Below are 22,674 nucleotides of genomic sequence, written 5' to 3' on the forward strand. Positions count from 1 at the left end.
TTCACAGTAAACATGCGGCTTTTAGCCGTCTTCACCGTATATCGGTGAATAATTCAGGATTAAATCTTCCTTACTATATTCCATTGTTACCCTCCATAACTTCTGATTGTTGCCGTCTTGACGATTATGTATCTTTACATTACCTTCTGAAACATATGGCGCACCTTGTCCAGGCGGCTGTTTGGACGGCGGGGCTGGATGACCGGCTGACCGACAGCGGCCTGATATCCTTTCAGCTCTGTAAGGCATACGCTCCGCCCGTTGGTGTAAAAGGCCAGATCAGTACGGTATGCCTGTATACAGCGGGCGGGAATCTCGCCAGTAAAGACAACTTCATCCTTTTTTACCTGGGCCGTTTCGATGGTGGCACAGTATTTCGGTGCATCATGATAAGCCCTGGAAAGGTATTCCTGGGGCGCATAGAGGATGAAGGAGAGATAAGGTTCCAGCAGCTGCGTCCCCGATTCCTTCAATGCCTGTTCCAATACAATCGGGGCCAATGAGCGGAAGTCCGCCGGCGTGCTGACCGGACTGTAATAAAGCCCGTATTCAAAGCAAATCTTACAGTCCGTTACGTTCCAGCCGAACAAGCCCTGCTCCAGCCCGTAACGGATACCATCCCTGACAGCGTTTTGAAAACTCTGGTTCAAGTATCCCAGCGAAACCCGGCTCTCGTATTGTACACCGGAGCCAAGCGAGAGTGGTGTAACAGACAGTCCTATGGATGCCCAAAACGGGTTGGGCGGCACCTCGATATGGATGGTGTGGCTGGCTGCTTTGAGCGGCCGCTCCATATAAATGACGGAGGGTTCCTTTACCACTGTTTCAAGCTTGTATTTTTCCGACAGCAAAGCGGAAACAACCTCCAACTGCACCCGGCCCAAAAAAGAAAGAATGATCTCATGGGTGATGGAATCCACTTCGCAACGCAAAAGCGGGTCAGTATCCGCAAGTTGCGTAAGAGCGTCCAGCAGCCGTTCTCTTTGCGCTGCCGTTTTCGGCGCAATCGTCGTCCGCAGCATGGGGAGGGGGTCCTCGCGCCACCTTTTACGAGGGAGCCGGGTTTGGTCCCCTAATACATCGTTTAACCTCACGCTGTCGCTGGGAAGGATAACAATTTCACCCTGATAAGCGGTGTCTGTCCGAACAATTTCCCCTTTGGATGGAATACGCATCTCTGTGATTTTCAGCTTTTCTCTCCCGGCCAGGGCCACCGTATCCCGCAGGCGCAGCGTTCCGCTGTATAACCGTAGATAGACACGCCGCTGGCCGCAATCGGTGTACTCAACCTTGAAAACGCTGCCGCATAGGGCGGCGCCCCCCTGTTCCCCAATCGGTTGGAACAGCCCTGTCACCGCATCCATCAACGGTTGAATGCCAAGGCCATTTTTGGCGCTGCCATGATAGACTGGGAACAGGGAGGCGTCTTGAACCCGCTGCTGTTCCTCCCGCGCAAGTTTTTCCCGGCTGATTGGTTCTCCTGCGATATACTTTTCCAATAATTCATCGTTATTTTCGATGACCGCATCCCATGCTTCTATGTCGGTATTTTCCTCCAGGACTATTTCCGGGGACAGCGACACCGTCTGCTTGATGATAATATCGGCGGAGAGCTTATCCCGAACAGACTGAACCACGCTCTGCAAATCAACGCCAGCCTGGTCGATCTTGTTGATAAAGATAACGGTGGGAATGTTCATTTTCCGCAGGGCATGGAACAGAATACGGGTCTGGGCCTGCACGCCATCTTTAGCGGAGATCACCAAGATGGCCCCATCTAAAACAGCCAAAGAGCGGTACACCTCCGCCAAAAAATCCATGTGGCCGGGCGTATCCACAATGTTAACTTTACATCTGTGCCACTGGAAGGAAGTGACTGCCGCTTGAATGGTAATCCCACGCTGCCGCTCCAAAAACATGGTGTCCGTCCTCGTTGTCCCTTTTTCGACGCTCCCCGGTTCTGAAATGGCTCCGCTGGCATATAGCAGGCTCTCCGTCAAGGTCGTCTTTCCAGCGTCTACATGGGCAAGAATTCCAATATTGATTATTTTCATGTGATTGTCCTCCCTTTACAGCCCCAAAGGGCATAAAAATCCCCAGCAGTAAAATACTTTTACCACTGGGGATTATAAGTTGCGGACATACACATATACAGCATACACCTGTTTGTGATTGCTGTTTTTGGGGATATGTCAAAATTGATAAGGCAAAAGTATTCTTAAATTGGGTACAAAAAACTAAGCCCCTACAAAAGGAGCTATCATAATCCTTTGTTCCCACTATTTGATTATAGTTTTATTTAAGAATACCTTGCCGCATATTTTTTACTCCTTTTCTGGATTAAATCATTGTATCACATCAGTTTTAGGAAAGCAAGTACCTAAAAGAAATTTTTCTTCCCCTTATATGTAACAATCATACCGGCTTCCTAGCGTTCAGAATGTTTTCTGCTGTCTGCTGTGGTGTTTGGTTGGAATTGTCCAACCAAAAGCCGATCCGTGGTGTTGTCTGCATTTTACTAAATACAAATTCAATGTATACAGAAAGATATAAGGAGTGGGAGGGATTCCGCCGTAGTTGGCATTGTAGGAAAATCCAAAAGTTTAGATTTTCCCACAATGCTTATCTTTTGGTCTTTGGTTCGGAATAGTGTAGTGCTGGCGGTCTATCTCTTGTTTTCGGTTGCTTGCTTCCTTACCGTACATGAGCATTGTCGGAAGGAATGCCACGTTACGCATTGCATACCACGATTTATCGGCAATACGGAGCAATGCAGCCAGATCAAACTGGCCAAGCTCCGTAAAGCCTCTTTCTATCGCCATCTCACGCTGGTTATAGCTCAACTTATCCAGAACACACTCTTCCCACCAATCGTCTGATGCTCTCGGAAGAAGACTCCCAAGCCAGTCAGCTAACACATTAGCGGAAGTATGCAAATATGAATTCATCCTGCTTACAATCTGGTCGTTGTCCATATTGAAGCCTCCAATCTATACTCTTTACTCCATGAAGAATCCATCTGTATCAAAGATGTGATCCAATTCGTCGTTTGTCATGGCTCGTGCAACTTTGTCACGCACGGCACTCATAGCCATATCCAGCCTCTTGAATCTGTTATGTCCGACTGCATCCTTGGCCATTCGGATCAGCTGTATACGTCCTACACCCGGATTCTGTCTTGCATATTCAGCAAAGCCTCTTGCCTTACCAAGGTTATCTATTCTGGTAGGATCATGCGGCTCCAAAATATCAACAACATATTCGTCATCGCTGTCCTTACGTATGATCACAAAATCCGGGTATGCAGGTTTCTGCTCTCCTCCCATTTCATAAGGAATGCAGAGAGACCAAGGCTTTCTCGGAGGATTCCTGAGCCAGCATACATAATCTGCCTGACCTTGTTCCTCTACCAGTACACCTTCTTCCCAGTTATTCAGATTGATACGAGCCTTTCCATGATCGTCTACAAAAAGATGATCATCATAATCCTTTCCGTTTACTTCATGAGGCAAACTGATGGTCTCCGGGAGGCGGAAGTTATGCTTACTGACAACATCTCCGTTAGAGACAATGGCATCATACTGTTTGATGAAACGGTCTCCCAATCCCACGATCTTCCGACGATAATCATCATTCATCTTATGGAACATCTTCTCTGCATAAGCCAGAAGTCGTGCATAGCAATCGTCATTCGACGCATACAGGATGACATCGATCTTATAGGCGTTCGGATCATCCTCATCGTAATAGTAATGACCATATTTGTTTCCAACGCCCTCATTTCCAAGCTTTGTCTCAGCCCTGCGGAACTGCCGGTCGATATCAATATCTGTGGAGGACATGAACATATGCACGATGTTGTCATCTACAGTTTCACCAAAAGCATCGAAAACCTGAGATTTCATCTGAAACTCCATGATTCTCTTTGCCATATCGTCATATTTACCGTTACGTTTCAGATCGCCTACATATTCACGGATCATCTTTACGATCTCTTCCAGCACGTCATCTGTAGCATCCTGATATTTTCCAGACTGTCTGAGCAGTCTTGCCAGGCTGTACAAGGAATTTAGATAGTTGCTGATTCTAACATTTCTTACATCGTAGGACAGAAGTCCGGAATCATTGATAGCTTTTACCACACCCTCTCTGTCTAAAGGATCTATAAATGTTTCCTGAACGTGTTCCGGTTCTGTCTGTGTTGCGTTTCCGGCAGGTCTGGTCTGTGTAACGCCTGCAGCCGGAGCAGCTCCGGCTGCTTGTGTATTCTGTGTCTCTTCCGGCTGCTGAGAGGCTGCTTGATGCGTTGTGCCGCCAGCCGCATTGTTTGTGCCAGCATTAATTCCAGAAGGTATTTCGTGAACGCCGGAAGTACTTCCAGTCTGCCCACTACTACCATACTGACCTGCGCCATCATGTACCTCGGAAGACTGGGTTCCACCCGGTTGATCAAATAATGATATCTGTCCCGGATATGTCGGTGTATGACGTATTCCGCCGCCAGAAGTATTTCTCGGTCTGACAGACAATGTATCCATAACTCTTGTATCAAGAGATTCGCCATAGATATCAGCAGGAATATCGCCGCCCTCTGCATTCTGCAGTTCTTCTACAACTTCCTTTACCGTATCGGAATTGAAGTAAGGCAGATACAGATGTACATCATTCAAAGTCTCATCAACCTGAATATGCATCTGCATCGGTGTACGGATCATTCTTCCAAGAAGCTGTGCGATATAGGTTGCGTCCGTCGCATGACGGAAGGACATCATCGTCTCTGCTCTTGGACAATCCCATCCGGTTGATAAGCTTTCCTTAAAGAATACAACTCGGATGCGCTTATCCTCTGCGATGGCCGATGGAGCGACATATGGCACATTCAGCCCATTGATCCTGATCACATTATTGGCATCTCCAAAGGTATGAACCACTTCCCCTTCCTGAAATCGGATGCCTGTTCTTTCTTCGATCTTCTGAACGCAATCATCGAGATCCGTAGCAGAAATTGAAGATGCCGTAGCATTCTGTACCTGGATAACAAGTACCGGATTCACATATGCATAGTGCTGTTCATAACAATACTGATACCAGTGATCCCATTTATCTTTCCATTCATCAGCGGCTGCCTGAAGGACAGCCATATCCTTATTACCAGTGTTATCTTCCGGATAAGAAATAACAATACGATCCTTCAGCAGACCGGAAGCTCTGACTTCATCAGTTGTAACAACCACATACTGCGTATCAGATGCGATACCCTGTACCAATGCATTGAATCTCGCAGATGTAGCAGACATTCCGATAACTACCGGCATAGCCTCGATACCATCTTCTGGACTTCCCTTAAGGAACTTCTGCATGATCGTTGTGGCACGTCCGGCTTCACGTCCCTGCATTCCACGGTGCGCTTCGTCAATGATGAAGTACAGACGGTCGCTCTTTTCACGGGCTGTATTTGCCAAAGTCTCCCAGATCGTATACTGACGATTATCTGTATGCTTCGTAAGATTGGAGCTCTTGCCAAGCTTCTGCGTGTTCAGGAAATAGATATGGCCGTCATTGAACATTTCCTGATCAAAGGAATCGTCCTGAACTGTCACACACTGCCCCAAACGGATCTTATCTGCCTTCAGATCAATCTTATCTTTAGATTGTTCATTCAGCTGTGGAGAATCCGATAGCCACACCACGATTGCTTCCGGCTGCTCCGGATATGCTTCATCACCAAAGAAAATACTCTCTATCAAAGCAGCCATGATAATTGTCTTACCTGCTCCGGTCGGTGCTGTAAAAGATACTACCTGTTTTGAATGAGTACGCTCATAGCGGTATACGGCTTCCGTCGATTTCATCCTAAGTTCGCTTAATGCTCGCTTCTGAAATGGAAATAATTCTGCTTTCATGGCTTACCTCCCTATACTAATCCGGAAGTTATCCAGATAATCTCTATAAAGCTGGTATGTATCTTTATCGCCATATCCAGCAATCATCTCGCGATATCCGGCTTCGGAATCCGTAACAACATAAATAGTCTGAATCTCTGGATGCTTACTTACCTCTTCGTTGAACTCCTGAAAATGCTTTTCATCGATAAGAATAGCAAATTCATTTTCCGGAAAAATCTGCATATAAGCTTTATCATTTTCCAAAGCAGGACACGGTCCATGAGCTCCTGCTTTTAACCATAGAACAGGATATAATTCGGCCAGCTGACGACCTAATGCTACAGAAGTCTTATCTAAAAAGCCAAGCTTTAAAAATGCCACATTTGATTTAAATCCTTCTGCAATTGGAATGTCAGATCCATCATATGAACCCTCTATTCTTTTTCCTTTCACATCTTCACCCTTAATGACACAAGTTGTTCTCGGCCATGTAATATATCGTGCTATGCCGTGATTCTCCCACTCAGCATCACCAGGTTTATACCCTCTTTTTATTAATTCGCTTTCTTCATCTCCGTTCATCTCGTTATTTGTCACCATAATGCATCGACGATGTCCTCCATCTTCTTTATTAAGTAGATTGACGGCGTGCATCGTGGTTCCTGAACCCGCAAAAAAATCCACAATTAATGCGTTCTTTTTATTTGCAACAAACAAATTTATACAATCCTTTACTGCATACAAAGACTTTGGAAACGGAAATTTCCTATCAAGAAGTATCTGCTGCAATAACAGGGTGCCGAACACTTTGGCATCATGGGATGAATTTGCCCATTGTGTTGTAGGAATAGCTTTTTTGCCTTCTTCGTAATATGCTTTAACCGCACCGTGCTCATCGTAACCTTTAATTGTCGCTTTTCCAGCCTCAATATCTTCTATTGTTCCCGACGCAAGGTATGATATAGAGTACTTTTGTGGCTTATTAGGTGTATGTCTACCAATTTTCACATATCCACTTTCTAGTCTTTTAATGAAAGTTTCTCGCTTTAACCCCCACATCATTTCAACGCCGTTATCTCGTATTGGCCAAACTGTTTCACAATTCTCACGAGGTTCAACTGTTGATATATCCGTTCCAAATGGAAGATTTTCACCAATCTCAACAATATCATTAGTATTGACATCGATAAATAACGGAAAAAACTGGTTAGGGTGCTGTACATCACGAATATTGGAAGCTGTATGTCTACGTAACGGTTCCCAGTGAACTTCAGATTTTGAAGCAACCGTTTTCACTTCAGCAACCTGTTCAATGGTACACTGTCCAATTCTTACAAAGAAAATAAATTCATTTGTACGAGAAAACTCATCAGCCCTTTTTGTTCCTGTTGGATTTATTACTGTGCTAATCATCTGAATTCTTGCTTCCGGGAATAATTCCTCTAACAAGCACCCCAGATGCAGGTATTCTTTTTCATCAATTGTAATAATCAAGACAGAATCTGTTGGATTAAGCAATTTTTTAGCTAGCAATAGCCTTCGTTTAATAAAGGAAAGCCATTTGCTGTGTCTATATGCATCCACACTATCCACATAATCATTATTGTATTTCCAATCTTTAGCCCCTGTATTATATGGTGGATCTATATAAATGCAGTCCACCTTTCCAGCATAGAGGTATTCCAACAATTGCAGAGCATGATAATTATCGGCTTCAATCAACGTATGCCACAGATCACTATCAGGAGCATTGCATATGCTGTCTATCGGTTTCAGATAAGGATATATAGGCTCTCCAAACTGAGCCACCGACACAAGTTCTTGCACCGGAATCTCTTCTTTTTCTTCCGTAACCTTGTGATAGCACGTAGCAACACCATCTTTGATGGCGCTTACTTCATACATATCACTGACGGCACCAGTCTTTTTTGCAACGGTTGAGCCACGCTTAATCGGAATATCATAAAGCGGCGTACACTCCGGAAGGTGCTCTTCAAACACCAGCCCGAATTTCTTTGTCTTTGACAGTCTGTTTATCTCTTGCTCCAATCTGGCTCTCAACGCCTCATCCTGAACCTGAGCAAGCAAATCATGAATCGCAGCCATGTCTTTCCTCCTGTTTATCCATATTTACCGGCATTATATACTCCGGCATCTTAATTCTATCTCTTTACCTGTCCCATAAAACGGTCTCTATTCTGTAATCGTCTTATCTTTTATGTGGTAAGCAATTCCCTTCTTGGTACAGAAGTCAATCACTTCCCTTGCCCTTTCATTGTAGAACTTCTTATGTTCAGGATATCCAGACGTGACATCCTTGCAGTAATTGGTTCTTCCAAAGATAATCTTATCCACGAAGCTGACTGCTTTCAGAATCTTCTTTAGATCCTGCTCTATCAGATTCGGCGTAGGATATGGTTCAATGCTCACCCACGTCTTACAGCCCTTCTCATGCAATTTCTTTAATGCTTTCAGTCTGTCGGCATATGGTGCCGATCCAGGCTCCATCCTCTCTCTGTATTCCTCATCCAGAGAGATTAGTGTGATGCCGTACTCATTATCCTTGGAACACTTTTCCAGACTGATCGGCAGGATTCCCTTGGTAAGCACCGTACACTTTATCCCCGCGTCATTGAGTTTCTTTATGACATCAAGACTCATTGTCTCAATCTCAGGATATCCCACCATGAAGGGATCCGTCGTAAAACAGAGTTGTACAGATTTGATCTTGTCTTTGAGTCTTGGAATCTCTTTATCCAGGATTTCCAGCGTATTTGACACCAGATAAGGCTTCAGCCAATCCTCATACTTTTTAATCTGCCCAAATCGTTTCTTTAACAGGAAGGCATAGCAAGGATACCGGCATCCATGCGCACATCCCTGCACAAAATTCAATGTATAATCTCCATACTCTACGCCTGTCTTGTACAGCATGGATTTTCTTTTTATGTAGCCTTCCACTTTCGGCATCTTTAGCAACTCCTATCTGAAAATGTTACGGTATTTCTGTGAACTACAGCACCATAATATTTCTTTAATGCGTTATAAGTTTTTCTGCTGTAGTCTCTGACTGGGAACACCGGATGCTCAAACAAGTAATCCGATATCTCATCCTTCGGTACATCCTGCCTACCTCGAAAATGCTGTTGCAAATAAGCTGCAATATCTCGAAGTGTATAATGAGCATCATCTTCTTTATGCTCGTATCCGACTTCGCCGGTCTCAAAGTTCATAACCAGTTGTTCATAACCATCATCATTTCCATCATTGGTTTTCTTTCCGGATGACTGATCATCAAAGGTCTTCCATGCCGTAGACTTGAAAAGATCAAATCCTGTTGGATGACCGGTACAGTGAATCAGGTTATAAACCACGGAGTTATTACTGTTGAAGAACGGGAAGGCAGCAACATAATAGCGGCCTTCTTTTCTTCCGCTAAAATCAAGAATAATCTGCTCAATCTTTTTCTCGAAAGCATTTCTATCGCTGCCGAATGAAATCAGTTCATCGATCGTAGTCTGATAGGTTTCCTCATACTTCTCGATAACTTCCGGCTTCTTTGCCATCTTAGCTGCCCTGATTGTATCGGACACCATGTGGTTGATGATGATCTCGCCCCAGTTTTTCAGGAACGGCATCATGGCATCCCATTCGATATGAGCATCATACGGATCGTAAACAAGCAAAAAATGCATGTCACTGAACATGGATGAGAATTGGCTACCTATTTTTCTTAGCAGCACATTTGCATCCATAGACTCCGTATAAATTGTAAAATTGCTTGTCTGCCTTGGAATTCTTGTCTTAAGCAGGTCTATTTTTCTGGAATCAAGGTCATTGAAATATACATATGCCTGCTTGTCTGTATATCTGGTCATAGCTTCAGCAATGATCTCAGAAACAAGAAGCGGCGTCCCCTTTATTTCATTACCTTGATCATCATAGTACACGCCACTATTTGACATGCAATCTATGTAGACAATGCCCCTGCACTTTTTGTTCAGCATAAGAATGTTGATCCAGGCCTTTACATACTCTGAAATCAACTCAAACTTCTTGATACTGTGCGGCGGAGCAACGCTAATAACATCATTCTTCTTTGAGCTCGCCATTCGTATCACCTTCTTCCGGAATCAGATCCATAATGTCGCCGATATTGCATTCAAGCACTTTACACACTTTCATCAGAACTTCCATACTCACATTTTCGCCCTTGGACAGTTTTGTGACAGAAGTCCAGCTGATTCCGGCCTTTGCCTGAAGGTCTTTCTTCTTCATATCTTTGTCGATAAGTAGCTTCCAAAGCTTCTTGTAACTAACTTCCATAGTGCAGTCCTCTCGGTTCATTCCCAAAACATATATGTCATCAGGTAACTACGCATACCAATACAGTCTCCATTATACCACTCGTCTCGAAAATCTACAAGCAAAAATCTCCACATACGCACGAATTGACACCGCTTTTAATTGAAAATTCTCCAAATAAGTGCTATAATTCTATCTGTATCATTTCGCCCGCAACCAGCGGGCACTTCTACGAAAAGAGGTGTCTTAGAATGAGCAAAGCTCAGAATGAGATTGAAGAATTTATATACAAGATTTGTTACCGCCCTATCTGGGAATCAGTGAATAATTATATTGCAGCACACCCGACTACGCTGAACCTCAGCATGTCCCGCATTAAGTATCCTGATACCGCCATGCTTTTGGACATGCTGCTCGAATATGCCACACATATCCGTATTGATGAAGACTCTCTCTTCTTCGATGCGATTCTTAGCTGTACTATCGAATTACAGCAATTTGATGAATACCGTGGTGACATGTCTGGAGAAACATCACAATGGCTGATTGCGTCATGCGAAGCCGTTATCACCGATAAACTTGAATCCTTAACAGTTTCGTCTGTAAAGCCTTGGAGCAAAGACACAAAGCCGTCTTCTGCCGGTGTTGCAGCATCAAAGAGTATTGTACCTATCATCTACCGTAAGGATCTCGACAGAGAAGCCACAGCCTTTCTGGAGAAGTATTATCCAGAAGCACTTGAAGAACCGCTCCGCGTCCCGATTGAAGATATCGCCAAAGAGAAACTCGGTCTCAAAGTCATCCAGGGATATCGCATCACTGATGACTTCACCATCTTCGGTCAGATCTGCTTCTCTCCCGGAACAGTCAAGATCTACGATCTTTTCAAGACCTCTGAGAAAGAACAGGAAGTTCCCAGAGGAACTATTCTGATTGATGCTTATACCTACTGGCAGCGGAACAGCGGCTGTGTGAACAACACTATCGCTCATGAGGTTTATCACTGGCACCGGCACCGTCTCTATGCTGCCATCAAACATATCCTGCGTGATGAGAAGTTCATCGCTTGCCGTTGTCCGGCTGAGATGAGTTATCCGGATGAAAAAGAAGAATGGACTGATGAGCAGCGCATGGAGTGGCAGGCAAATAATCTGGCCCCAAGGATCCTGATGCCGATACAGACCTTTAAGATCAAAGTAGATGAACTCTATAAGCAATATGATTATGAGAATACTCCGTTGAAGCTCGCCGTGCTTACCTGCATTGCCGATGATCTTGCTTCATTCTACGGCGTATCAAGGCAGTCTGCCTTAATACGTATGACAGAGACCGGGTACCCGGAAGCAAAATCGGTTCTGCAAGCTATCAATGAGAAAGACTGGCACTCCTATGTCAGCCGCGAAGATGTCTTCTATGAGTACAGCACCAATGAAGACTTCCGCAAACTCATTGACACCGGTAAGTTCAGATACGTTGAAGGATATGTGGTCATCAACGATGACAAATATATCTCCACAAACGATGATGGAAAAGCAACACTTTCCGAATATGCCTGGGATCATCTTGATGAATGCACCCTGTCTTTCAGTTGGCAGCGCATACGCCGCTCCAAAGCCAAAGAAATACTGCCGCAGATCATCTTCCACCGTGACAACGACGAACAAGAGATTTCTCATTACGATGATGATCAGAGTGCTTCTGTTGTCGCACTCTCTGAGGATTTAAGAAAAAAGAGGAAGAGCTTTGAACAAGGCGAACAGATCCATCAAATATCAACTATTGGTAAAACATGCTGGCAGTATATTTACGAAATCATCCAGCTTAAAGGCATAAGTAAGCCCCACTTCTGTAACCTTACAGGTCTTGGTGAAGAAGTATATCGCAAGGCTGAAAAGAACTTAGGAACCGACCCTTCCCTGAGAACAATTGTCGCTATAGCATGTGGTCTCAGCCTTGATATAGAAACCACTGAAAAAATGCTTCACCTTGCCGGTCACGCCTTCAAGGAAAGCAACGAACATAGAGCCTTAAAGTTCTGTATCAACAATTACCCTGGCGACATGCTGGAAGATCGAAACGATTTCTTACAGTCTTATGGATATGAGACCCTGGGTACAAAAGAGCGATATTAACTTCAATTTGCCGTGTTTCCCCTTCGGAAGCACGGCTTTTTTTATTTCTGAAAATTTTTCCGACTCGATGAGTCGGGAATATCATCATAAATCCCTGTCATACTATCATAAATGAATATGTGAACTGGTTGAAACCCGCAGAAATGCGGGCTTTTTTGTTGGGTTTAATCCGACTCGGTGAGTTTTTCCAAATAAAAAGAAAGCGATTATGATGGGCTTAGCTTCAGTGAGATTGCTTCTTTAGCGCTGAAGATGGTTCTACCGTCTCACCGAAGCCGCCATGTAAATCACGTCAGCCCATGTAGAACAGGCTGGCCAAGCAAACTAGGAGGAATCCGAAATGACTGGCCACCTGATAGGGACAATTTCATATCGCCATAATGCGGATTCCTCCGCGCAAATCTACGGAGGAAAAGCGTTATGGTTGATAACGAAATCACCAAGTACAGCGATAAGCGCTCGTACAACAACCTTCCCGTACCGGAAGGATTCTACCTCGCTCCGTTCCTAGTTCACAACTGGGGCGAAGTAAAAGCGATGAACTATCATCGTGAGAACCTTGAAACCTGGCACTTCAGCGGCATCGCCGTTTTAGTCGCCTTCACACCGGTCACTGCTGAACAGTTTCCCGGCACCATGAAGCTCTTCTGGAGCGATGTTCGCACTTACATTGCAGACCTGAAGAAGGACCCGAACATCCTCTCCTATGACAAGATGCTGGAAGATATGATGTCGGAAGACGGTAACGGCTATGATCCCGCCCAGACAGAATCTTTGGAGAACACGACTCTGCTCGGCCTTATCATTGACGATCTGATCCGTCAGGTCAGAGAGATGAATCCGCGCTATGGTCGTATCCTCGATCTTCTGAAGCAGGAATACACCAAAGGCGAAATCCTTGATGTCATTCTTAAGGAATATGGTATCAAAAAGACGCAGGGATATTCTGAGATCAAAGCAGCTCAGAAGCTTGCGAAGGATCTCTACTACGCCGACTAACACAGACCGGCACAGATGAAAGAAGCAGCGATACTGGAACTATCTCCGGTACCGCTGCTTTGCTGTGTGCCTTTGTATTCGATTTTATTTCTTAGACGGTCTACCCTGCATCTGCCATCTATCGTGACTCTGTATGCTCCGGATAGCCTGCTTCAAACTATTCGCACGACCGTGCTGGTGATATGGATGTGATGCCTTATGCTTATGGAAAATGATACATGTCCCCGGTGTCGGATACTCCGGATTATGAATAAACCAGAAGTGCCCTGTATTCCGGCTCATAATCGTCACATCAAAAGCATCTGTAAAGATGATGGAGAAATACTTCGGATCCAGAACGGATAGTTCATTCGCATCAAACATAGGCCTTCCCCCTCTCCTGATCCTTAGCATATTCTGCCTGCTGCTCTGCCACAAACTGTGCGTGGAGCTTTTTCTTTTCCTTCAGAAAACGTTCATGCAGCCTTCTGGTTTCTTTCTCCATAAACACTTTCTCAGCTTCCATCAGCTCCGCTCTTGCAGTGTCCAGGCTGATGATGAGCTTACCATTCTCGCACTTGACCAATACCGGATCTCCGATATGGAAACCGGCAGTCTCCAGCCACTGTCCCATCAACCGGATCGACGGAACGGATTTGTAGTTGTATCCGCTCATTGCGCAAACCTTCAGTTCCCGTTCGTTCTTCTTTGCCATGTGTTTGTCCTCCTTTTTCAATCGTTTGGCTTGAAACAAAACAAGCTGCAGATTTCGGATCACTTCCGCATCTGCAGCTTATCTATTCAAATTCCTATTCGATTGTGAGGCTGAACTTTAGGTGGTAGAATTCTTCCCTTCATTCTTGATGCGGTAGTAGTCTTCCATCTCCACATCAAGCGTAATATAGGATTCTTTCTTAGGTCTTTGGGTGTTGCTCAAGAGGCACACAGTCTCCACATGCCCGGTATGTGCGAATTGATCAAATGCCTGCACTTTTTTTAATTCATATCCGTTTGCACACAGATATTTCAAATCGCGTGCAAGCGTAGCTGAATCACAGCTGACATACACAATGCGGGGCGGTGCCATCGCCACCATGGTCTGAAGACATTTCTCGTCGCAGCCCTTGCGAGGCGGATCGACCACGATAACATCCGGGCGAAGCATTTCAGAATCTTTTCCGGCTTTGCCTTTTCCCTTTGCAGCATAAAAATCCGGAAGGACTTCCTCTGCTTTTCCGACAAAAAACTGTGTATTTGTGATGCCGTTGATATGCGCATTCATTTTTGCATCTTCAATGGCCTGCGGTACGATTTCGACACCGTAAACCAGTTTGGCTTTTTGCGACAAAAACAGGGAAATCGTACCGATTCCGCAGTACAAATCCCAGACACTTTCCTGACCGGTCAGTTCTGCAAATGCAAGTGCCGTACTGTACAATTTCTCTGTTTGAACAGGGTTCACCTGATAGAACGACTGCGGTGAGATCCGATAGGCAATTGCATTGTCGGCATCCTGATAATCCTCACAGTAGAAGGTCTGTCCGGCATACTGCTCGTCGGTTGGAATCTGTTTTAAATGGATATAGTCGGTGATATACGGTTGTCCCCAGATACAGATGGTGGTATCGCCGAGAATCCTGTTGGTATTATCTCTGTTGATATTAAATGAAATCGAAGTCATACCTGTGATATCGGAGAGCACTTCAATCAGCTCATCCTGATATGGCAGTTTGCCCGCATTAATCACCAGACAAACCATGATTTCTTTTGTGGTAAATCCATAGCGCAGCAGGATATGACGGACAATTCCTTGACCCGTTGTCTCATCATACGGTTCGATTTTGCACATTCTCATCCAGTTTCTGATGCGAAAAAGGATTTCTTCATTGTCCTTCACTCCAAGCAGACAGTCCTCTACCGGGATAATTGCATGTGAACGTGCAGCATAAAAACCGGTTGCAATTTCTCCGTCACGACCATATCCAACCGGGAACTGAGCCTTGTTGCGATACCGGAACGAATCCTTCATTCCTACAATCGGAAGCATCAGCGACCGGATCAAAGCCTCGTCGAATCCTCCGATGCGCACCAGATGATTGAGCACCTTGCGGTTCTTATATTCCAATTGTTTTTCGTAGGAAAGCGCCTGAATCTGGCATCCACCGCACTGTCTGTGAATCGGACACTGTGGAGTCACACGGTCAGGTGATGGCACAAGAATTTCTTCCACGCGCGCATACCCGTAATTTTTCTTGAGTTTCAATGCACGCGCCCGAATCCGGTCACCGATCACGGCATCTTTTACAAAAAAAGTCATTCCATCGTAATGGCCGATGCCCTCACCGTCTGCTCCAATATCTGTTATTTCCAGTTCAAAAAAATCATTTTTCTTCATACGAACATCCTTCATTCGAATCGTTTCATTCATCTCTCATCTATCGAAAAAAGAGCCGCAAGCGACTCTTTTTGATTGACAGTTATGACTCTGTGCGGCGAATATTGGTATCCAGGAATCGGTTGAATCCCTGCCATCCGTAATCATTTTCCGCCACAGTTGACATTGTTTCTTTCCATGTTTCCATTTTTGCATCCACGTTATCGGCAAAGCTTAAGGCAAGAGCCTCTACCAGAGCCGGTTTCTTCGGTGAACCGAATTCCATTTCTCCATGGTGTGCAAGAATGCAGTGCTTTAACTGATTTGCCTTGCTGACCGGGAAATCAGCGATGGTTCGAATCACTTCTCCGACCCACTCAGCGCCGATGACAATATGGCCGAGCAATTGTCCCGCATCTGTATAATCATTTTCCGGGAATTTGGAAAGCTCTTTGATTTTTCCGATATCATGAAGCATCGCAGCGGTCACCAGAAGATCACGATTCAAAATCGGATAATTCTTTGCAAAAAAATCACAATTGCGTGTCACAGAAAGTGAATGCTCCAACAGTCCGCCGACGAATCCGTGATGCACAGACTTCGCTGCCGAATGGAAACAAAATGCTTTTTTGATTTCCGGATTCTTAAAGAACCCTTCCAGTACCGCATGATAATGGATATCATGAACCGAATCAACGAATCCAAGCAATTCTGTGTACATCTGCTCGATGTCGTGCTCCGATACCGGCAAATAGTCAGTCGGGTCGTATTCTCCCGGCTGGCATACTTTCGCACGGCGAATGGTCAATTGCGGTTTTTCCATAAAGATGCTGACATCTCCACCGACATAGACATAATCCAATGCATCAAATTCTTCTATTCCGGCTGATCCCACATCCCAGATTTTTGCTTCAATGGTTCCAGTCTTATCCTGAAGGACTACATTGTCATATGGTTTCCCCGCTTTTGTCTCGGCACGCTTTTTGCTCTTTACAAGATAGACATCTGCAATGCGTTCGCCCTCGCGAAAAGTGTTGATATATTTCATTTTTATTTTTCTCCAATCGTTATTTTGTAGGTGATATCGGCATAGCCGTCAGCGCCCTTACGCTGTACCACCATGTTCAGGGTAGAACCCTGTTCGATGGCGAGCAATACCTCGCCGTATTGATCTGCTGTGGTAATCTCTTCCCCGTTCATTTGGGTAATGATATCTCCCACCTGCAAACCTGCTTTGGCACCGAGTGATTCCATCTGTACACTCTTGATATAGACACCGGTCGGAAGATTGTATTCATTTGCGATTTTGCTTGTAACCGTTGAGACAGACAATCCAAGAGAAGGAATGGTCTTGCCGCCGGTCAGCAAATCAATCATGGTTTCAAGATTGGTCATAGTTACCGCAGTGATGGTATTTCCCTCATCGCTGATGCCCTGCATGACCACACCGATCATTTCTCCGTCAGTATTGATCAGAATACCGCTTCCGGATGAATTAGAAACAATATCGGTACTGAATACCTTAAAATTGTGATCCACGATAGAAGCTTCCAGATTTGTCGCAGTCACGGTTCCCGTCAATACGGAAAAGGAACTGCCGAGCGGGCTGCCAAGCGCAATGACAATCGTACCCGGTGTCACGGAAGCGGCAGAACCGGTCTGTGCAATTGCCACACGACCGAGTGTCGTATCCTGCATATCATCCTTTTTTACTGCAATCACAGCCAGTCCGATATTCTTGTCGGCGCCAATCACCTGTGCATCTACCGTCGTATTATCAATAAATGTTACACGCACACCGTCACTGCCATGAATCAGTTTCTGTTCCGTCAGGATATAAAACACCTTGGAATTTTCGGAGATGATCACACCACTTCCTTCTCCTTCCGATTCATAGGAATCATTAAACCAGTCCGTGTCATTGGTCACACTGGTAATTACGACAATGGACTTGTTTGCAGTCTGTCCGATTTTGTATAACTGTGTCTGAAGCTTTTGATAATCCTCCAGGGATAATGTCGGATCCACGACAACCGGATCCGGCTTTTGTGTCTGTGTCTCCTGAACCTGTGTCTGGGTCGGCTGCGGCTGCGTCTCAGTTGCCGTCTGTGTGTCCGCCTCTGCAAGCATCAGACCGCGTCTCTTCAACAGGTGCGGCAAAAGCAGCGCCGTTATTGCACAAAAAATAACCGCAAAACAAATTGCAGATCCTGCGGCAACAAGAAATTTCCGATATATTTTTTTCCGGTTAATCGGCTTGTCCTTAATTGTCTCACGGACAAATTCGTTTTTGTTTTCGTCCATTCGGTACCTCTCTAAAAACACCTTTTTTATTATAAGCAGAAAATGCATGTGATGCAATAACTTTCCCCTTTTTTATCATACCTTTATCGAGTATAATAGTAGCCATGAATGAGAAAGTTTTACACACATTGGAATACGACAAAATTATACGGACACTCTCCGAATATGCATCCTGCGAGGAGGCCAAAAAGCGCTGTCTTCATTTGCAGCCGCAGACCGATCGTGCCGTCATCGGGAATCTGATTCAGCTGACAGATGACGCACTCAGCCGCCTGTATCGCAAATCCAATATCAGCTTTTCGGGAGTTCACAATATCAAGGCATCTCTGAAACGACTCGAAATCGGGGCATCGCTCAACACGAGTGAATTTTTGCAAATCATCTCCCTGCTTGAGGTGGCAGGCCGCGCAAAAGCTTACAACCGCACCGAACGAGAAGAAGAACAGCAGGACAGCCTGACCTCATTATTCTCTCAGCTTGAACCGCTGACTCCGTTAAAGGAAGAATTAAAGCGCTGTATTCTCGGAGAGGATGAAATTGCGGACGATGCCAGTCCGACCCTGCACAAAATCCGTAAATCCATCGGTGGCATGAATGACAGAATCCATGCCCAACTGACCAAGCTGATGAACAATTCATCCACGCGTCTTGCACTGCAGGATGCCGTTGTGACCATGCGCGACGGACGCTATTGTCTACCGGTCAAGGCAGACTCCAAATCGCAGGTTCCCGGCATGGTTCATGACCAGTCTTCCAGCGGTTCCACACTCTTTATCGAGCCGATGGCCGTGGTCAATCTCAACAATGAATTGCGTGAATTGTTTTTAAAAGAAAAAGCCGAAATCGAAGTCATTCTGCAGACACTTTCGCAAAAAGTATTTGAATATGCCGAAGTGCTTGCAGCCGATTACGAATTGCTGGCAGAGCTTGATTTTATATTTGCCAAGGCCGGATTTGCCAAGACCTATTCCGGCATGGCTCCGACCTTCAATGAGCGTGGATATATCCATATCCGTCAGGGACGCCATCCCCTTTTGGATGCAAAAAAAGTGGTCCCGATTGATGTCACACTCGGCGACAGTTACAAACAGCTGATTGTCACCGGTCCAAATACCGGTGGCAAAACCGTCTCCTTAAAGACAGTCGGTCTGCTTACCCTGATGGGCCAGTCCGGACTTTTGATTCCGGCAGCAGATCGTTCGGAGCTGTCCATTTTTGAGGAGGTCTTTGCCGATATCGGTGATGAGCAAAGCATTGAGCAATCGCTCAGTACCTTCTCTTCTCATATGACGAATATTGTCCGAATCCTGCAGAAAGCCGACGACCGCAGTCTCGTTCTCTTTGACGAATTGTGTGCCGGAACAGATCCGACAGAAGGTGCCGCACTTGCGATTTCCATCCTGCACCGCCTGCATCAGTTCGGTTCTGTTGTGATGGCAACCACACATTACAGTGAATTAAAGGTCTATGCCTTAACCACAGACGGCGTCGAGAATGCCTGCTGTGAATTCAATGTCGAAACATTAAGCCCGACCTATCGCCTGCTGGTCGGCATCCCGGGTAAGAGTAACGCATTTGCAATTTCCCTCAAACTCGGACTGCCTGACGATCTGATTGACGATGCCAGACAGCGTCTCAGTGACAGCGATGTCGCATTCGAAGATTTGCTGACCGACCTTGAGACCAGCCGCGTGACCATCGAACGTGAGCGTGAAGAAATCAGTCGCTACAAAGCGCAGATTGAAGATCTCAAGAAACAGACAGAAGCCAAGCGCGACAATCTTGAGGAGCGCCGTGAAAAGATTCTGCGTGATGCAAATGAAGAGGCTTATCGCATCCTCAAAGAAGCAAAGGATGTGGCAGACAAAACCATCCGCAATATGAACAAATACGGACAGGCTATCGCACCGATCAGTGAAATGGAAAAAGAACGTTCCGCAATTCGCGACAAAATGTCCGAAAAAGAAAAGCGGCTCGCTTTGAAAGCCAAACCTGCCAAATCCGGCAAAAAAGCGCCGAAGAATCTGCGTATCGGTGACAGTGTCAAAGTGCTCTCGATGAATATCAAAGGCACGGTGCATTCTCTGCCGAATGCCAAGGGCGATCTGTATGTGCAGATGGGTATTCTCCGGTCCCTTGTCAATATCAATGACATCGAACTGGTCAATGAGGATACTGCTGCACCGCTCAAAAAGAAATACGGCGGTGGTGGAAGCAAAATTAAAGCCACCAAATCGGCCTATGTTTCTACAGAAATCAATCTGATTGGAATGACGGTCGACGAGGCGATTGCACATCTCGACAAATATCTGGACGATGCCTACATTGCGCATCTGCCAAGCGTACGTATTGTTCACGGAAAAGGAACCGGCGCATTGCGCAATGCCGTACACGGCCACTTAAAGAAGCTCAAATATGTCAAGAGCTTCAACCTCGGAGAATTCGGAGAAGGCGATGCGGGAGTCACCATCGCACATTTTGAATAACAGTTTGTATGAAAAGGAGGACCATCATGGTCGCAAAACAAAAAATACTGATTGTGGACGATGATAATAACATCGCGGAATTAATCTCTCTGTACCTGACCAAAGAATGCTATGATACACAAATCGTCAACGACGGCGAAGAAGCCCTAAAAGCATTTGACAACTACCATCCGAATCTGATTCTTCTGGACCTGATGCTTCCTGGCATCGACGGCTATCAGGTTTGCCGCGAGATTCGCAGCAAATCCAATGTTCCGATTATCATGCTCTCCGCCAAAGGTGAAGTCTTTGACAAAGTGCTCGGACTCGAACTCGGGGCTGACGATTATATTATGAAGCCGTTTGACTCAAAGGAAATGGTTGCCCGTGTCAAAGCGGTTCTTCGCCGCTATCAGGCGCCAAAAGCCGAACCTGCCGTTACCACTGATGTACGACTGGTGGAATTCGCAGACCTGTCAATCAATCTGACCAACTATACGGTTCTCTTCCGCGGGCGCAATCTTGAGATGCCGCCAAAGGAGATGGAACTGTTATATTTCCTCGCATCCTCACCAAACCAGGTATTTACCCGCGAACAGTTGCTGAACAATATCTGGGGATATGATTATGCCGGAGACACCCGTACCGTCGATGTCCATGTCAAACGCCTGCGCGAAAAGCTGAACAGCCATGACGCCTGGGAAATTGCGACCGTCTGGGGCATCGGATACAAATTTGAAACCAAATAGACCATAGGAATTTGCCATGAAAAAGACACTCTACCTAAAGTTGCTCGGCAGTTATCTGATTTTTGCACTCATCGCATTTGTCATTGTCGGTTTCTTTACCCAGTTTCAAATCACCAAGAATGAGCAAAAAGCCGAAGCGATGGCGCTCTATCGTGAGGCCAATCAGATTGCCGAAAATTATGCACGCCAGGTTTTTAAACCCAAAATGGAATACGCGGAATACATCCAAAACGAGATGGAAACACTCGCCAAATACAATGATTCCCAGATTCTTTTGATCAAACCGAACGGGGATATCATCCTCAATTCCGCGGATCGCAAGTGTCTTGAGAAGGCGCTCGACAGCGAATATGAGCATTTGGACGGCTTTAATATCACCGATTTTGGCAATCGTCTTTTTCGCATTGGCCGCTTCTACGATCTGCAGGACAAGGATCAGCTGATCGTATATGCAACCGTTACCACAAACTATCAGTTGATGGGTTATGTCATCATCATGCGTGATGCCAACTCCGTCGCTTTATCCGCAAATACCTACATGGGCGCCGTTTTTCTGTCCATGCTTCTGGTCATTGCGGCTTCGTTTATCATTTTGATTTTCTTCACATTTCTGGTCTACCGTCCGCTGCGCAAAATCACACTTGCCGCCGACGAATTTGCCCAGGGTGATTTTTCAAACAAAATTGATGTCAAATCGCACGACGAGATGGGTATTCTCGCCCACACATTAAATTATATGGCTGAGGAATTGCGTTCCCAGGAGGAGGAACAGCGCAAATTCATTTCCAATGTCTCTCATGACTTCCGCTCGCCGCTCACTTCCATCAAGGGCTACTGCGAAGCCATGCTTGACGGAACCATTCCTCCGGAAATGCAGGATCGCTATCTGAATATCATTCTCACCGAAACAGACCGGCTCAACAAGCTGACGCAGAGTCTGCTGGAACTGAACCGATTCGGCAAACATGAGCGATCCCTCGACATTGCGGAGTTCGACATCAACCGGATGATCAAAAATGTCCTCATGACCTTTGAAGGCATCTGCTTCAAGCGTCATATCACATTTGATCTGGTGCTCACCGGCACGGAAATGTTTGTCGTTGCTGATATGTCCAAAATCCAGCAGGTACTCTACAACCTGGTCGACAATGCCATCAAATTCTCGCACAACGATTCCGCCATCAAAATCGAGACCAGCGTCAAAAAAGACAAGCTCTTCGTTTCCGTCAAGGATCACGGAATCGGAATTCCGACCGACTCCCTCAAAAAGATTTGGGAGCGCTTTTACAAAACAGATGCATCCCGCGGACGCGACAAGCGCGGTGTCGGACTCGGACTCTCCATCGTAAAGGAGATTCTCGCCGTCCACAAACAAAACATCGACGTCATCAGCACCGAAGGGGTCGGCACAGAATTTATTTTCACACTGGATATTGCACAGCGCAGCCTTTGATGGTTGCGCTTTTTTAATACAACAAAATG

The 22,674-nt window shown here is 45.6% G+C and carries 17 protein-coding genes; 5 read left to right on the forward strand and 12 right to left on the reverse strand.

Annotation, left to right across the window (positions count from 1 at the left end):
- Positions 1 to 134: 134 nt before the first annotated feature.
- The 7 genes from tet(W) to CSX02_RS08365 form a co-directional block, all read right to left on the reverse strand.
- Positions 135 to 2,054, reverse strand: coding sequence for a tetracycline resistance ribosomal protection protein Tet(W) (gene tet(W), locus CSX02_RS08330; RefSeq protein WP_002586627.1), 1,920 nt, complete (start codon positions 2,052 to 2,054; stop codon positions 135 to 137).
- 549 nt (positions 2,055 to 2,603) lie between these two features.
- Positions 2,604 to 2,975 (reverse strand): hypothetical protein, encoded by a 372-nt coding sequence (locus CSX02_RS08340; RefSeq protein WP_099386326.1) that lies wholly within the window; start codon positions 2,973 to 2,975, stop codon positions 2,604 to 2,606.
- 24 nt (positions 2,976 to 2,999) lie between these two features.
- Positions 3,000 to 5,903 (reverse strand): DEAD/DEAH box helicase, encoded by a 2,904-nt coding sequence (locus CSX02_RS08345; protein WP_099386327.1) that lies wholly within the window; start codon positions 5,901 to 5,903, stop codon positions 3,000 to 3,002.
- A 3-nt stretch (positions 5,904 to 5,906) separates the two neighbouring features.
- Positions 5,907 to 7,991, reverse strand: a complete 2,085-nt coding sequence (locus CSX02_RS08350; protein ID WP_099386328.1) for a site-specific DNA-methyltransferase — start codon at positions 7,989 to 7,991, stop codon at positions 5,907 to 5,909.
- A gap of 87 nt (positions 7,992 to 8,078) precedes the next feature.
- Complete coding sequence (locus CSX02_RS08355; RefSeq protein WP_099386329.1) at positions 8,079 to 8,855, reverse strand: radical SAM protein; 777 nt, start codon at positions 8,853 to 8,855, stop codon at positions 8,079 to 8,081.
- Between the two features lie 2 nt (positions 8,856 to 8,857).
- A complete protein-coding gene (tcmP, locus tag CSX02_RS08360; protein WP_099386330.1) occupies positions 8,858 to 9,997 on the reverse strand; it encodes a three-Cys-motif partner protein TcmP in 1,140 nt (379 codons plus the stop codon).
- Positions 9,975 to 10,211: a helix-turn-helix domain-containing protein gene (locus tag CSX02_RS08365; protein ID WP_099386331.1), complete on the reverse strand. Its 237-nt coding sequence runs from the start codon at positions 10,209 to 10,211 to the stop codon at positions 9,975 to 9,977. The genes tcmP and CSX02_RS08365 overlap by 23 nt, the downstream gene beginning before the upstream one ends.
- 230 nt (positions 10,212 to 10,441) lie before the next feature.
- Here CSX02_RS08365 and CSX02_RS08370 point away from each other — a divergent pair, with 230 nt between their 5' ends.
- Positions 10,442 to 12,322, forward strand: a complete 1,881-nt coding sequence (locus tag CSX02_RS08370) for an ImmA/IrrE family metallo-endopeptidase (RefSeq protein WP_099386332.1) — start codon at positions 10,442 to 10,444, stop codon at positions 12,320 to 12,322.
- Positions 12,323 to 12,742: 420 nt separating this feature from the next.
- Positions 12,743 to 13,321: a hypothetical protein gene (locus CSX02_RS08375; RefSeq protein WP_099386333.1), complete on the forward strand. Its 579-nt coding sequence runs from the start codon at positions 12,743 to 12,745 to the stop codon at positions 13,319 to 13,321.
- An 84-nt stretch (positions 13,322 to 13,405) separates the two neighbouring features.
- On the opposite strand, the gene CSX02_RS08380 is transcribed toward CSX02_RS08375, so the two are convergent.
- From CSX02_RS08380 to CSX02_RS08400, 5 genes are all read right to left on the reverse strand, one after another.
- Positions 13,406 to 13,684, reverse strand: a complete 279-nt coding sequence (locus tag CSX02_RS08380) for a hypothetical protein (RefSeq protein WP_099386334.1) — start codon at positions 13,682 to 13,684, stop codon at positions 13,406 to 13,408.
- On the reverse strand, positions 13,677 to 14,015 hold the full coding sequence (locus CSX02_RS08385) for a SymE family type I addiction module toxin (RefSeq protein ID WP_099386335.1): 339 nt from the start codon (positions 14,013 to 14,015) through the stop codon (positions 13,677 to 13,679). Before CSX02_RS08385 ends, CSX02_RS08380 begins: the two co-directional genes overlap by 8 nt.
- Before the next feature lie 117 nt (positions 14,016 to 14,132).
- Positions 14,133 to 15,695 (reverse strand): 23S rRNA (uracil(1939)-C(5))-methyltransferase RlmD, encoded by a 1,563-nt coding sequence (gene rlmD, locus CSX02_RS08390; protein ID WP_099386362.1) that lies wholly within the window; start codon positions 15,693 to 15,695, stop codon positions 14,133 to 14,135.
- 82 nt (positions 15,696 to 15,777) lie between these two features.
- A complete protein-coding gene (locus CSX02_RS08395; protein WP_031544728.1) occupies positions 15,778 to 16,722 on the reverse strand; it encodes a 3'-5' exoribonuclease YhaM family protein in 945 nt (314 codons plus the stop codon).
- Positions 16,723 to 16,724: 2 nt separating this feature from the next.
- Positions 16,725 to 17,978 carry a S1C family serine protease gene (locus CSX02_RS08400; RefSeq protein ID WP_189281450.1) on the reverse strand — a complete coding sequence of 418 codons (1,254 nt, stop codon included), beginning with the start codon at positions 17,976 to 17,978 and terminating at the stop codon, positions 16,725 to 16,727.
- Between the two features lie 104 nt (positions 17,979 to 18,082).
- Here CSX02_RS08400 and CSX02_RS08405 point away from each other — a divergent pair, with 104 nt between their 5' ends.
- Genes CSX02_RS08405 through CSX02_RS08415 form a run of 3 tightly spaced genes read left to right on the forward strand, consistent with a single transcriptional unit; the run spans position 18,083 to position 22,645 of the window.
- Positions 18,083 to 20,464 carry an endonuclease MutS2 gene (locus tag CSX02_RS08405; RefSeq protein WP_099386337.1) on the forward strand — a complete coding sequence of 794 codons (2,382 nt, stop codon included), beginning with the start codon at positions 18,083 to 18,085 and terminating at the stop codon, positions 20,462 to 20,464.
- Positions 20,465 to 20,490: 26 nt separating this feature from the next.
- Entirely contained in the window at positions 20,491 to 21,192 is a 702-nt protein-coding gene (locus CSX02_RS08410) for a response regulator transcription factor (protein ID WP_031544723.1), read from the forward strand.
- Between the two features lie 16 nt (positions 21,193 to 21,208).
- Positions 21,209 to 22,645: a sensor histidine kinase gene (locus CSX02_RS08415; protein ID WP_031544722.1), complete on the forward strand. Its 1,437-nt coding sequence runs from the start codon at positions 21,209 to 21,211 to the stop codon at positions 22,643 to 22,645.
- Positions 22,646 to 22,674: the final 29 nt, after the last annotated feature.

Source organism: Agathobacter ruminis, assembly GCF_002735305.1.
Lineage (GTDB): Bacteria > Bacillota > Clostridia > Lachnospirales > Lachnospiraceae > Roseburia > Roseburia ruminis.